This is a genomic window from Mesorhizobium robiniae, assembly GCF_040545535.1.
In the GTDB taxonomy this organism is placed as follows: domain Bacteria; phylum Pseudomonadota; class Alphaproteobacteria; order Rhizobiales; family Rhizobiaceae; genus Mesorhizobium; species Mesorhizobium robiniae.
Genome location: NZ_JBEPMC010000003.1, coordinates 469,550 through 482,112 on the forward strand (window position 1 = coordinate 469,550; position 12,563 = coordinate 482,112).

12 protein-coding genes are annotated in these 12,563 nt (G+C 64.1%); 4 read left to right on the forward strand and 8 right to left on the reverse strand.

All coding sequences use genetic code 11. The annotated features are described in order from the left end of the window. Positions 1–18 precede the first annotated feature (18 nt). From ABID19_RS10415 to ABID19_RS10445, 7 genes are all read right to left on the reverse strand, one after another. Positions 19–699, reverse strand: coding sequence for an isochorismatase family protein (locus tag ABID19_RS10415; protein WP_354490213.1), 681 nt, complete (start codon positions 697–699; stop codon positions 19–21). Positions 700–1,054: 355 nt separating this feature from the next. Next, positions 1,055–2,359, reverse strand: coding sequence for a M24 family metallopeptidase (locus ABID19_RS10420; RefSeq protein WP_354490215.1), 1,305 nt, complete (start codon positions 2,357–2,359; stop codon positions 1,055–1,057). Positions 2,360–2,653: 294 nt separating this feature from the next. After that, the gene (locus ABID19_RS10425) at positions 2,654–3,631 is read right to left on the reverse strand and encodes a GlxA family transcriptional regulator (protein WP_354490217.1); all 978 of its coding nucleotides are present in this window, start codon (positions 3,629–3,631) and stop codon (positions 2,654–2,656) included. A gap of 298 nt (positions 3,632–3,929) precedes the next feature. Next, positions 3,930–5,111 (reverse strand): trans-sulfuration enzyme family protein, encoded by a 1,182-nt coding sequence (locus tag ABID19_RS10430; RefSeq protein ID WP_354490218.1) that lies wholly within the window; start codon positions 5,109–5,111, stop codon positions 3,930–3,932. Further along, positions 5,108–6,532, reverse strand: a complete 1,425-nt coding sequence (locus ABID19_RS10435) for a pyridoxal-phosphate dependent enzyme (protein ID WP_354490219.1) — start codon at positions 6,530–6,532, stop codon at positions 5,108–5,110. Before ABID19_RS10435 ends, ABID19_RS10430 begins: the two co-directional genes overlap by 4 nt. 359 nt (positions 6,533–6,891) lie before the next feature. After that, positions 6,892–8,226 carry an FAD/NAD(P)-binding protein gene (locus ABID19_RS10440; RefSeq protein ID WP_354490220.1) on the reverse strand — a complete coding sequence of 445 codons (1,335 nt, stop codon included), beginning with the start codon at positions 8,224–8,226 and terminating at the stop codon, positions 6,892–6,894. Between the two features lie 46 nt (positions 8,227–8,272). Next, positions 8,273–8,725: an RrF2 family transcriptional regulator gene (locus tag ABID19_RS10445; RefSeq protein ID WP_354490221.1), complete on the reverse strand. Its 453-nt coding sequence runs from the start codon at positions 8,723–8,725 to the stop codon at positions 8,273–8,275. Positions 8,726–9,354: 629 nt separating this feature from the next. Between ABID19_RS10445 and tauA the strand changes: the two genes are divergently transcribed. From tauA to ABID19_RS10465, 4 genes are all read left to right on the forward strand, one after another. Continuing rightward, positions 9,355–10,368: a taurine ABC transporter substrate-binding protein gene (tauA, locus tag ABID19_RS10450; RefSeq protein ID WP_354490223.1), complete on the forward strand. Its 1,014-nt coding sequence runs from the start codon at positions 9,355–9,357 to the stop codon at positions 10,366–10,368. 111 nt (positions 10,369–10,479) lie between these two features. Further along, entirely contained in the window at positions 10,480–11,247 is a 768-nt protein-coding gene (locus ABID19_RS10455; RefSeq protein WP_354490224.1) for a taurine ABC transporter ATP-binding protein, read from the forward strand. Continuing rightward, positions 11,244–12,116, forward strand: coding sequence for an ABC transporter permease subunit (locus ABID19_RS10460; protein WP_354490226.1), 873 nt, complete (start codon positions 11,244–11,246; stop codon positions 12,114–12,116). Before ABID19_RS10455 ends, ABID19_RS10460 begins: the two co-directional genes overlap by 4 nt. 17 nt (positions 12,117–12,133) lie before the next feature. Continuing rightward, positions 12,134–12,322 carry a hypothetical protein gene (locus ABID19_RS10465; RefSeq protein WP_354490228.1) on the forward strand — a complete coding sequence of 63 codons (189 nt, stop codon included), beginning with the start codon at positions 12,134–12,136 and terminating at the stop codon, positions 12,320–12,322. On the opposite strand, the gene ABID19_RS10470 is transcribed toward ABID19_RS10465, so the two are convergent. After that, a complete protein-coding gene (locus ABID19_RS10470; RefSeq protein WP_435528707.1) occupies positions 12,314–12,562 on the reverse strand; it encodes a hypothetical protein in 249 nt (82 codons plus the stop codon). The two genes, ABID19_RS10465 and ABID19_RS10470, sit on opposite strands and share 9 nt — an antisense overlap. Position 12,563 lies beyond the last annotated feature (1 nt).

The window sequence follows — 12,563 nt, forward strand, 5'->3', positions numbered from 1 at the left end:
CACCAAATCCGCTGGAAGTCAGAGCTCGTCGTAGAGCTGGGCCGCGTTTTCATAGGTAAAGCGCAAAGGCACCGAGCCCACGACCTGCCATGCATCGACCGTCTCGCCTGCCACCAATCGGCAAGCGCCTTCGGTCGTGGTCACGGCGCCGCCATAGAGCCGGTTGGCAAGGTTGAGGATGGCGGTCTGATGCATCGCCGTGCTGCCGCTGCCGCAGGCATCCTTGACCAAGAGCACGCGAAAGCCGAGCGCTACCGCATCCCTGACGGTGGCGTCGATGCAGGCCTCGGTCCACACGCCGGCAACGATCAGCCACTCGATCCCTCTGGCCTTGAGCCGGCCGGCGGCAGGACCCGCACCGAAGGCGCTGGCCTCGGTCTTGACCAGCATCATCTCGCCGGCGACGGGGGCCACTTCCGGACAGATCGCCGTCAGCGGATCGTCCTTGTCGGAGAAAGCCGACCTGCCATTGGCATCGACCGGATGGAACCGCCGCGCCTCCCTGGTGAGATCGACGATATAGGCCGAATGGTAGAGCAGCACATCGTTGGCCCGCGCCGTTGCCTGCAGGCGCTGGACGTTAGCGAGAATGTCGCCAAAACCCTCGACCAGATAGCGCTTGTCCTGCCGATGCTCCTCCTGGAGGTCGACGAAGACCGCGGCCGTCGTGCCGGGCTCGATCGAGATCGGGCGCTTCATGCGACCGCACCTGGCTTCCCGGCCAACGCTGTTCCTTTCGGTGGGCTACCGCAAACGTTGGGGATTGACCGAAGCCTCCCAAACTTCGTCATCCCAGGGCGAAGCAGGAGCGCAGCTCCGTCGCGGAGACCCTGGGATCCATGCCGTGACGGCTGCCGAGGAGTGCGGCAGAACAGAATTCCGCACCGCAGCAGCGCTCTGAAGTCACGGCATGGATCCTGGGGTCTGCGCCGCGTCGCTGCGCTCCTTGCTCCGCCCCAGGATGACGAAGCGAAGGGTGTTTGCGACAGTCGCCAAAGCATGCGACCGGTCAAACGCGTCCGGCTATCAAAACTTCTGCGCGAGGGAACGAGCGTCAAACTTGTTTCTCCAGGAAATCGTCCTCGTAGGGAAAGCGCGACAAAAGCTCGGTGCCGGTTTCGGTGACCAGGATCTCGTCCTCGAGCTTGACACCCTCGCGTCCGCCTTTCTCGCCGATATAGCTTTCGACGCTGACCACCATGCCGGGCACGATGTGTCCGTCGCGGCCATAGGTCTCGTAGTCCATGGCGTGTGCGATGAACGGCGTCTCGCCATGCATGCCGACGCCGTGCATGACAGAGGTATAGCGCTGGTCGACGAAACGGTCCGGGATCTTCCAGGCCTTTTCGGCGATCTCGCGGAACGCCATGCCCGGCTTGACGATCGAGATGTTGTGCTGAACCTGGTCGTGCGCCATGCGGTAGAGCGATTTCTGATAATCCGTCGGCTTGCCCGGCCCGCAGCGGAAGGTGCGCGAGAAGTCCGAATAGTAGCCGTAGCAGCCGATCGTATCGGTATCCAGCGCCAAAAGTTCGCCCGGCCTGATCTTGCGGCCGCTCGCTTCGTTGAACCACGGGTTGGTGCGCTGGCCCGAGGTCAGCAGCCGCGTTTCGATGAACTCGCCGCCCTGGCGGATCACCTCGTGATACATGATGGCGAACAGATCGTTTTCGGAAACACCGGGCTTGATCGCCTCGCGCACCGCGTAGACAGCGGCCTCGGCGCCGGCCATCGACACCTGCAGGCATTTTACTTCCTCCGGCGTCTTGACCGCGCGCACCGCCAGGATCTCGCCCTGGCAATCCCGGACCTCGCAGCCGCGCTTTTCCAGCGCCAGCGCCTGCAGATGGCCGCAGCGGTCGAGGCCGAGCTTCATTGAGCCGCCGCCATGGGCCTTGAGCAATTCGGCCATCTCGTCGGCGAATGGACCTGCGGTTTCGTCGTCACGGCCCGACACCGAAGACCACACCAGCTTGGACGGGCGCGCCTCGTCGATCGTGTCGAGCACCATGGAGACATGGTAGCTCTGCGGGTACTCGAACAGCACAATCGGCCCAACGGTCGGGATGAAGAAGTAGCGCGTCGAGTTGCGCAGGAAATAGCCGAACATGTTGCGCGAGCCGGTGGCGTAGCGCTGGTTGTAGGGATCGAACAGTACGACGCCGCCATAGCCGGCCTCGCGCATCCAGGCGCGCAGCTTGGCCAGCCGGCCTTTGCGAAGTGCATCCGCGTCGATAAAGGACGGCTCGGTATCGGACAGCCACATGCCGCCGGCAGGGTCGGCCGTCGCGGGGTGGCGCATGCGGTCCTTGAAGTCCACGTCTTCGGTGCTGTCGGGGTCGAAAACGACGATGCTCATAGGATGCCTCCTGGAAGGCCCTGAACATAGCTGCGCGCCGCGAAGAGGCTGTGCGGAATCCCGCAGGTGTTGTGCCAGATGCCGCGTGGGGCCGTTACGTGGCGCTCTACGGCGCCCCCCTCTGTCCTGCCGGACATCTCCCCCTCAAGGGGGGAGATCGGCCGTCATCGCCGCTTTCGTAAATTTCCACCGTCGCAAGAAGAGCGGAGCATCGAAGCTGCCAATCTCCCCCCTTGAGGGGGAGATGCCCGGTAGGGCAGAGGGGGGCGCTGTCCCGCCAACATCCGAAAAGACCTAATGCCTGCGCGCCACCTTCGGCGCATGCCCATGCTCCTCCCGAAATGCCCGGGCGAAGCTCGACATCGAGGCGAAGCCGCAGGCGAGCGCCACGTCGCGCACCATCAGCGTCGAATGCGCCAAGAGATCGGCGGCGCGCTTCAGCCGCAGGCGTCGGTAATAGCCGTTGGGCGAGATGCTGAGCTCGGAGCGGAAGTTTCGTTCGAGCTTGTCTGAGGAAACACCGAGCTTTTCCGCCAGCGCCGCCATGCCGAGTCGCTCCTCCACTGCGTCCTCCATGATGGCGATGGCCGACAGCACCAGCTCGTTCTGGACGCCGGTGCGCAGGCGCAGCGGCATCAGCTTGCGGTCGACGCTGGAGCGCAGCGGGCTGTGCACGAACCATTCGGCGACGCCGGCCGCAAGTTCGGCGCCATAGTCCGATGTGATGATCTCCAGCATCATGTCGAGGCTGCCGACGCCGCCGGCCGAGGTGAAGCGCTTGCGGTCGATGACGTAGAGATCGCGCCTCAGCTCAATGTCCGGGAACGCCTCGGTGAAGGCCGCCTGGCTGGTCCAGTGCAAGGTGCAGGCATGGCCGTCGAGCAGGCCGGCGCGGGCGAGGAAGAACGCCGCATCCGCCACCGCGCCGATATGGGCGCCGCCGCGCAGGCTTTTGCGGATCCAGCTCACCGCGTCCTCGGCGACGAGATGGTCGGCATCGCCGCCCGAGCAGACGACGATACGGTCGACCTTCGGTGCATCACCGGCGAAAAAGCCAGGCTGAATGACGACGCCGTTCGAGGCCTCGACCGGCCCTTCGGCAGCGCCGACGATGATCCAGCGGTAGCATTCCTTCTTGGCCAACACGTTGGCAGCGCGCAACGGCTCGATCACCGAGCTGAACGCCATCATCGGAAAGCCGGGGAAGACGAGGACTGCAAAGGTGAGCGGGGCGTCGCTTGCCGTCGGTTGGTTGCGTTGTCGGTTGTTCATAGCTTCCGGGGCCAGGAGGATCGGGTCGCTACAATTCAGGCAGATGCGGCCTGGGTCAACCGAGTGGTGGCGGATCCATGTCGGGAGGCGTCTGCGCCGCCCCTCACCTGCCTGCCGGCATCCTCTCCCCGTATAGTGACGGGGAGAGGGGCACTCTCATCGCCGGTTTCGCCAATCGCCAGCGTCGCAAGGATCGCGCCGCGGCCGCGGCCAGCTCCTTCTCCCCGTCACTATACGGGGAGAAGTGCCCGGCAGGCGATGAGGGGCGGCGCCAGCTTCGACAGTCAATTGGCGCCTTCTAGCCCCCCAACGCCTGATCCAGATCCGCAATCAGATCGTCACCATCCTCGATCCCCGCCGACAGCCGCACCAGCGAATCGGAAATCCCGATCTCGGCGCGCTTTTGCGCCGGGATCGAGCCATGCGTCATCAGCGCGGGGTGCTCAATCAGGCTTTCGACGCCGCCGAGGCTTTCGGCTAGGGTGAACAGTTGCGTGTGTTCGAGGAAGCGTTTGGTGCCGGCGAGGTCGCGGTCGAGCTCGACCGTGATCATGCCGCCGAAGGCATGCATCTGCCGCCTGGCGATTGCGTGCTGCGGGTGGCTGGGGAGACCGGGATAGATGACGCGGCGGATGTCGGGGCGGCTTTCCAGCCAATGCGCGATCTTCTGGCCGTTCGACGAATGGCGCTCCATCCTGAGCGCCAGCGTCTTGAGGCCGCGCAGCGCCAGAAAACTGTCGAACGGCCCTGAAATGGCGCCGATGGCGTTCTGCAGGAACTTTAGCCGGTCCGCCAGGTCCTTGTTGTCGCCGACCACGGCGACGCCGCCGACCATGTCGGAATGGCCGTTGAGATACTTGGTCGTCGAATGGACCGATATGTCGATGCCGAGCTCCAGCGGCCGCTGCAGAAAGGGGCTGCAGAAGGTGTTATCGGCAACCGAGAGCACACCTTTGCGCCTGGCCAGTGCCGCGACCGCCTCGAGATCGACGACACGCAGCAGCGGGTTGGTCGGCGTCTCCACCCAGAGCATCTTGGTTTCCGGGCGGATCGCCGCCTCGACCGCGGCAAGATTGGTGAAGTCGACGAAGTCGACCTGAAGGTTGGCCGAGCGCTTGCGCACCCGTTCCAGCAGCCGGAAGGTGCCGCCATAGATGTCGTCGGTGGCGACGACATGCGCGCCGGAATCGAGCAGCTCGAAAATGGTGGCGATCGCCGCCAGCCCCGAAGCGAAGGCGAAGGCATTGGTTCCGCTTTCTAGGTCGGCTACCGCGCGCTCGAAGGCGAAGCGGGTCGGGTTCTGGCTGCGGGCATATTCAAAACCCTTGTGCACGCCCGGGCTCTGCTGGCCATAGGTCGAGGTCGCATAGATCGGCACCATCACCGCGCCGGTCGTCGGGTCGTGGCTCTGGCCGCCATGGATCGTGCGCGTCGAGAAGGCAAGACGGTTCCTGCCCGATACGGTTGCTTTGATGGTCATCGGGCGCGCCTCAGATGGTTGATCAGGTCGATGCGGGTTATCAGGCCGATGAACTCGTCGCCGTCGAAGACGATGGCGACTTCGTTGCGGTCGAACACCGGCAGCAGCGCGTCCAGCGTCTGGCTGGCCTGCAGCGTGTGGAGGGTAGAGGTCATCGCGGTACGGACCGGGGCCTTGAAACGGTCCCAGCGGCTGTCATAGGGGCCTTCGACCTGGGCGAGGATATCGCTTTCGTCGATGATGCCGACCAGTTTGCCATCGTCGAGCACCGGCAGTTGCGAAACGTCAGAGCGGCGCATGCGGCCATAGGCGTTGAGCAGGCTTTCGTCAGGGCCGACATACACGGTGTCGCCGGTGCGATGCGAGCGCATCACCAGATCGCGCAGGTCGCCATGCTGCTCCTGCTCGGCAAGGCCCTGCTCGGCCAGCCAGAAGTCGTCGAACACCTTCGACAGATATTTGTTGCCGCTGTCGCAGACGAAGGTGACCACCCGTTTCGGCACGGTCTGCTCGCGGCAATAGCGAAGGGCGGTCGAAAGCAGCGTTCCCGAGGACGAGCCGGCGAGGATGCCTTCTTTTGACAACAGGTCGCGGACGGCCAGCATGCTCTGCTTGTCGGTGATCGAATAGGCCTTCTTGACCAGCGACAGATCGGCATTGGGCGGGACGAAATCCTCGCCGATGCCCTCCACGGTCCAGCTTCCGGCCTCTTCCATCTTGCCGGTCTTGATCAACGGCGCCAGCACCGAGCCGACAGGATCGGCGAGAATCATTTCGGTCTTCGGCGAGACTTGAGCGAAATAGCGGCCAAGACCGGTAAGCGTGCCGCCCGAGCCGACGCCGACGACCACCGCGTCAACATCGCCATCAAGCTGTTGAAAGATTTCCGGGCCGGTCGTGGTTTCGTGGGCCAGCGGATTGGCCGGGTTGGCGAACTGGTTGGCATAGAAGGCGCCGGGCAGCTCGGCGGCGATCTTCTCCGCCATGTCCTGATAGTATTCGGCATGGCCCTTGCCGACATCGGAACGGGTCATGCGCACTTCGGCGCCGAGCGCGCGCAGATGCTGGATTTTCTCGCGCGACATCTTGTCGGGCACGACGAGGATGATGCGGTAGCCCTTGGGGATGCCGACCTGGGCGAGGCCGAGACCGGTATTGCCGGCGGTGGCCTCGACGATGGTGCCGCCGTGCTTCAGTCTGCCCTGTTTTTCGGCGGCGGCGATCATCGACAGCGCAATGCGGTCCTTGATCGAGCCGCCGGGATTCTGGCTTTCGAGCTTGATGAACAGCCGGCATTTGCCGATGTCGAATTTGGTCAGCTCGACGACCGGCGTCTGCCCGATCAGGTCAAGAACCGATGCATAGGGCGGACGCAGGCGGGACAGTTCATCGTCCCGTGCCACGATCTTGTGCTTGCTCATATCAGATGCTCCATGGTCAAGCGACCGCCTTGGGCAGGCTGGCAGCCTATCGTCTTTTCCAGCCGTTTGCAGTCGGAAAGAAGATAGATCGTGCTAATCCATTGGCCAGACGAGGAATGGGATTCCAGTTTGTGGCCACAACCGCACCGTCAAGCTAATCGCTGCATGGCGGCGGGACAGCGCCCCCCTCTGTCCTGCCGGACATCTCCCCCTCAAGGGGGGAGATCGGCAGTTTCAACGTCTCACCTTTTCTTCAACGCTGGAGATTGGCGAAGGCAGATGCGAAGTCCAATCTCCCCCTTGAGGGGGAGATGGCCGGCAGGCCAGAGGGGGGCGCCGTAGAGCGCCGATCTCAATAGTTAACCCAGCAACCGTTTCCCCAGCCGCGCACATTGGACGCGAATATCCGGAATGGCGTCGATCTCGAAGAAGGTGCCGCGTGTCAGCGGTCCGACGGCGAGGATCTTGGCCGAGACGGTGCCGTCGCTGGCAATGACCTCGCAATTGGCTGATACGTCGAGGCCGAGGCGCAGCGGATCCGGCCGGGCCAGGCCGCGCTCGACCAGCGACCGCACCACACTGTTCGAGGTGGTCGAGATGTCTCTGGCGATGCCGCTGCAATCGTAGATGCGGGCGACATCGATCGTTTCGAGACGCTGCGTGTGGCGCGACTGGATCTGCACGGTGAACCCATCGCCGGCGGCGATGTTGACGACGCGCCCGGCGACAAGCCGGATGCGGCCCGACTGGACCGCCTCGGTAACGCGGGCGTAGACTTCCGGTGCCATGCGATGGCGGTGGATATCCCACCATGCCTTGGTGTGCTCGACGAAGCGGCGCTTGGCGGAAGACGGCCAGTTCTGCCAGATCTTCTGGTTGAAGGGCCTCAGACCATCGACGACGTCGCGCCAGTCGATGCCGGCTTTCTGGTTTTCCCGGATCAGGTCGCGGAACCAGCCGACGAAATAGGAAAGCTGGGTGCCGAGCGGAATGTCGGCAACGTCAAGCTTGATCGGATTGCCCTTCCGGTGCGGCGAAGGCAGCAGGCCGCGCCTGGACAACGCGACGATATCGCCGCGATGGCCGCGCTGTTGGAGCGACAGGAAGGCATCGACCATGCTCAAGCCGGTGCCCAGCACCAGGACTCGGGCTTCGGGGTCGAGCGTGGTGTCGGCTTCCGATCCCATCCTGATCGCGTGGCCTTGGCCAGCGCCCGGCTCCTCGTCATGTCCAGTCGCCAGCACGGCAAGGTGGGCGACGACGCTGGTGCCGTTGGCCAGCGTCACCTCGACCCCGGAGGCGGTTGGTGAAATCGACAGGCTCTCCTCGCGGATCAGGCGAAGACGACCCGTCTCGCGGGCCTCGAGCTCGTCCAGCAGTTCCTTCAGGTAGCGGGCATAGACGCTACGCGGCGCATAGACCGGCGCCTGCTCTGGGGTTGCCAGGCCGCGTTCAAGCAGCCAGCGCCAGAAATTGCCGGGGTCGTCGGCATAGGCGCTCATGCCGGCCGCGCTGACATTCAGCACATGCGCCGACAGCAGCGTGGAGTAGGCGATGCCCTGACCGAAATGCGGGCGCTTTTCGATCAGGGTTATGCGGAGATCGGGATTGGGCGATTTCAACAGATGTGCGGCAAGGATGACGCCGCTGGCGCCGCCACCGACAATGATGATTGAATTGGTGCGCCCGGTCATGCGCGCACCAATTGCCTTGGGAACGATTGGTTCCGGCGTTGTTGGTTCAGGCCTGGATTTTCAACGCAGCCGAAAGGTCTTCGTCGCTGGCGAAATCGCGCATCTCGGCGAGGCTGCGCTGGTCCAGCACCTCGGCGATCGCCTGCCGGACCTCCAGCATCAGGTGTCGGACTTGGCATGTCGCCTCGTTGCAGTCTTCGCAGCGCTGATACTGGGTGCGGCTGGCGCAAGGAATGGGGGCGAGTGGTCCGTCGAGCACGCGTACGACATGGCCGATCTTGATTTCATCCGCCGGCCGCGCCAAGCGATAGCCGCCCTCCTTGCCCTTGCGGCTCTGAACGAAACCGGCATTGCGCAATTCGCCGAGGATGGCGTCGAGAAACTTCTTCGGGATGTTGTTTCCGGTGGCGATATCGCCAACGAAGGCGAGCTGTCCAACCGGCAGCCGCGCAAGATGTACGAGCGCCTTGAGGCCGTACTTGCCCTTTTTCGTGAGCATAGACCGAACGTTTCTCTGTCATGCGATGGCGCAAGGCCATCAGTTGCGAAACGCCTGGCGTGCGTCCCCGCCGCGTCCAAGCTTGCATGACACATAATTTCTAGTGACATGATATACAAGCCAGTTGCTGTTGATTTTGCTTGTTTTTCAAGCCGTGGCAGCGATTTTGGTCCAGGCTTGTGACGCCGAGGACACAGAAACACGGCTCGCATGCATCGGAGCATGTGGCCCGACGCCACGAGCGATCGCAGGGGTCCGGGTATCGTCGTTCATCTCGTCACTCCCTAATGTCCATAAGAATACTATAGTTACCCGCGGAGACAGGGAATCAGGTTCCAATTCGTCGGCCGTTTGAGGCATGGATTTTTAAGACGGTGGGCTGATGGGGAATTCCCGTGCGTGCGGTTGTGGCCGGTGGCGACCGGTCAGCATCAAAGTCCGATCTGCAAGGTCTCTGATGCCACCTGTTGCGGCGACCCGCCGCAGCCGCTCTATCCGCTTCGCCGGCCCGTCGCCGACAGCTTTTTTCCACCAAATCCGCCGCCGTTGGAAGGATTTTACTCTACAAGAACCATAGAATTAGCTGACTATGAAGAGCAGTCCGGTTTTCTCTTTCAAGGAGCCTTTTCATGTCCATCATTTCACGGCGCATCGTTCTCCTGTCGTCGGCAGCTCTGGCAGGCGCTGCCTTCCTCGGCCCGGCCGAGGCGCAAGACCTCAAGATTACCATCGGCTACCAGACGGTGGTCGAACCCTCAAAAGTGCCGCAGGCAGACGGCGTCTATGAGAGTACGACCAAGGCGGCCATCGACTGGCGGAAGTTCGATTCCGGCGCCGACGTGATCGCCGCCGTCGCTTCCGGTTCGGTCGATATCGGCTATGTCGGATCGAGCCCGCTGGCGGCGGCCGCCAGCCGCGAGCTTCCCATCCAGACCATTTTCATCGTCGGCCTGATCGGCGAATCCGAGGCGCTTGTCGCCCGCAACGGCGCCGGCATCGAAAAGGTCGCCGACCTAGCCGGCAAGAAAGTGGCCGTGCCCTTCGTCTCGACGACGCATTACAGCCTGCTTGCCGCACTGAAGCATGAGGGCGTCGATCCGAAGTCGGTCGAAATCCTCAATCTCAGGCCGCCGGAGATCGCAGCGGCCTGGGCGCGGGGCGACATCGACGCGGCCTATGTCTGGGATCCGGCGCTCGGCCAGATCAAGACGTCCGGCAAGGTCGTGCTGGACTCCTCGCAGGTCGCCGCCTGGGGCGCGCCGACATTCGACGCCTGGATCGTGCGCACCGATTTTGCCGAGAAGAATCCGGAAGCGGTGCGCGACTTCGTCAAGGTGACTGGTGCGGCCTATGCCGAGTTCCTGGCCAAGCCGGACGCCTGGTCGGTGTCGTCGGCACAAGCGGCAAAGATCGCCAAGCTCACCGGCGCCAAGCTGGACGACGTGCCGCTGCTGCTCAAGGGCTATGTCTTCCCGACGCTCGGAGAGCAGGCCTCGGAAAAATTCCTCGGCGGCGGCACGGTCAAGGCGGTCGAGGCGACATCCGCCTTCCTCAAGGAGCAGGGCAAGGTCGACGCCGTGCTGCCGGACTACTCGAAATATGTGTCGTCGAAATATGTCAGCGAGGCGCTTGCCTCGCACTGACGCCAAACGCGCGCGGTTCTCCTTCCCTGACGCCGCGTGCTCTGCCCCGAACCGCTGACGAGGAGCGGCTTCGGGGCAGGCGGATTCTCTTCAAAGGTTCTGCGAGGCCACATGACGCATCTCGTGCTCGACAAAGTCTCTGTCCATTATGACGGCCGGCCGGCCGTCGAGCGCGTGTCGATCGATGTCGCCAAGCACGACTTCGTCGTTCTGGTCGGTCGCTCCGGCTGCGGCAAGACCTCACTGCTCAATGTTGCCGCCGGTCTGGTCGAGCCGGTGCGCGGCAGCGCCACGATCGGCGGCAGGCCGATCACCGCGCCCGGCTCGGACCGGGCCGTCGTGTTCCAGAACGATGCGCTGTTTCCGTGGCTGAGCGCACGGGAAAATGTCGCCTTTGCTCTTAGGCTGCGCGGTGTGCGGCCGGACCAGCGGGCGCGGCGCGCCGACGAGCTGCTCAGGCTGGTGAAGCTCGAGGGCGCCGGCGACAAGCATATCTGGGAGCTTTCCGGCGGCATGCGCCAGCGCGTCGGGCTGGCCCGGGCACTCGCCGCCGAACCGCAATTCCTGCTGCTCGACGAGCCGCTGGGCGCGCTCGACGCGCTGACGCGCGAGCGCATGCAGACGACGCTGCTCGATCTGTGGACCGCAAGCCATGTCGGCGTGCTGATGGTCACGCATGGCATAGAGGAAGCGCTGGTGCTCGCCACCCGCATCGTGGTGCTGGCGCCCGGGCCGGGCCGGGTGGTGCGAACGTTCGAAACCGCCTTCAGCCGGCGCTATGCGGCCGGCGAGCCCATCCGCACCATCAAGGCCGATCCGGCCTTCGCGGCGTCCCGCGGCGAGCTGACCGACGCGATCTTCGAGGGAGAGGCGGCATGACCGTCTCCTCCTACACGGAACGGCCAATTGCCAATACCGGCGCCAAGGCCGACGAGACCGACGCCTTGTCGGTGCCGTGGTCGCGGCCGCGGCCAAAACGGGGCCGGGTTTCGGCGCGCGTGGTCAGCGCTGTCACCATTCTGGCCGTGCTGGCGGCATGGGCGCTGTCGGCTCGCCTGCAACTTGTGTCGCCGGTCTTTCTTCCGTCGCCTGCCGCCGTCTGGACCAAGTTCATTGCCGTCGCCCGCGACGGTTTTGTGGACGCGACGCTCGTCCAGCATATCGCCGCCAGCCTGGGCCGCGTGTTCGCGGCGCTGGTGGCGGCCGTCATCGTCGGCGTCCCCGTCGGGTTGGCCATCGGCACCAGCGTGATAGGTCGGGGCATCTTCGATCCGCTGCTGGAATTCCTGCGGCCGATCCCGCCGCTCGCCTATCTGCCGCTGGTCATCATCTGGTTCGGCATCGGCGAGCCGTCAAAGATCCTGGTGATCGCCATCGCCATGCTGGCGCCGGTCGCGCTGTCGACGGCATCTAGCGTTCGAGGCGTCTCGCAGGAACGCGTCAACGCGGCCCGTTCGCTTGGCGCGACGCGGGCGCAGGTCATACGGCATGTGATCCTGCCCAGCGCCCTGCCCTCGATCCTGACCGGCCTGCGCATCGCGCTTGGCGCCGGCTGGTCGACGCTGGTCGCCGCCGAGCTGGTGGCGGCGACGCGCGGGCTTGGCTTCATGATCCAGTCGGCCGCCCAGTTCCTCGTCACCGACGTGGTGGTGATGGGTATCCTGGTGATCGCGGCCATCGCCTTCGTGCTCGAATTCATCATCCGCAGGCTCGAGCGCGCGCTCGTTCCATGGGCAGGACGGGAGTGAACAAAGGAGAGACAGTGATGGACCATTCCACCGCAACGCTGTTTGCCTTTCTTGGCAGCCGGCTTCGCCTGATCCAGGCCAGAGACAAACAGCCGGCCGAGGACGAGCCCAGATCGCCAGTCCCTGTCCAATTGGACGCCGAGCGCAGCCGCCTGCCGCCGCGAGACGAAGGCTTCTACTGGGCCTGGCAGTATTGGTCACAGTGAACGGCGCCGCGCTATCTCATCTGATCCTGCAACTAGACATTCAGCACGCGTTGGCTCAGCCGCGCGGGTTCGCCCAGGCCAATCCCACCAGCCGACCAGCGCGGTGACAATGCCGATATAGAGCCATTGCGACTGGCCGGTCATGAAGCTGCCGCCGATGAGGCCGATGCCTTGCAGCGACCACAGCGCACCGATGGCGATCACAATCAGCGCCAGCAGATTCTTGATCAATCTCGTCACC

Excerpts from the sequence above, each read along its gene's own strand:
- ABID19_RS10415 (WP_354490213.1), bottom strand. The coding sequence starts at position 699 with ATGAAGCGCCCGATCTCGATCGAGCCCGGCACGACGGCCGCGGTCTTC.
- ABID19_RS10420 (WP_354490215.1), bottom strand. The coding sequence starts at position 2,359 with ATGAGCATCGTCGTTTTCGACCCCGACAGCACCGAAGACGTGGACTTC.
- ABID19_RS10425 (WP_354490217.1), bottom strand. The coding sequence starts at position 3,631 with ATGAACAACCGACAACGCAACCAACCGACGGCAAGCGACGCCCCGCTC.
- ABID19_RS10430 (WP_354490218.1), bottom strand. The coding sequence starts at position 5,111 with ATGACCATCAAAGCAACCGTATCGGGCAGGAACCGTCTTGCCTTCTCG.
- ABID19_RS10435 (WP_354490219.1), bottom strand. The coding sequence starts at position 6,532 with ATGAGCAAGCACAAGATCGTGGCACGGGACGATGAACTGTCCCGCCTG.
- ABID19_RS10440 (WP_354490220.1), bottom strand. The coding sequence starts at position 8,226 with ATGACCGGGCGCACCAATTCAATCATCATTGTCGGTGGCGGCGCCAGC.
- ABID19_RS10445 (WP_354490221.1), bottom strand. The coding sequence starts at position 8,725 with ATGCTCACGAAAAAGGGCAAGTACGGCCTCAAGGCGCTCGTACATCTT.
- tauA (WP_354490223.1), top strand. The coding sequence starts at position 9,355 with ATGTCCATCATTTCACGGCGCATCGTTCTCCTGTCGTCGGCAGCTCTG.
- ABID19_RS10455 (WP_354490224.1), top strand. The coding sequence starts at position 10,480 with ATGACGCATCTCGTGCTCGACAAAGTCTCTGTCCATTATGACGGCCGG.
- ABID19_RS10460 (WP_354490226.1), top strand. The coding sequence starts at position 11,244 with ATGACCGTCTCCTCCTACACGGAACGGCCAATTGCCAATACCGGCGCC.
- ABID19_RS10465 (WP_354490228.1), top strand. The coding sequence starts at position 12,134 with ATGGACCATTCCACCGCAACGCTGTTTGCCTTTCTTGGCAGCCGGCTT.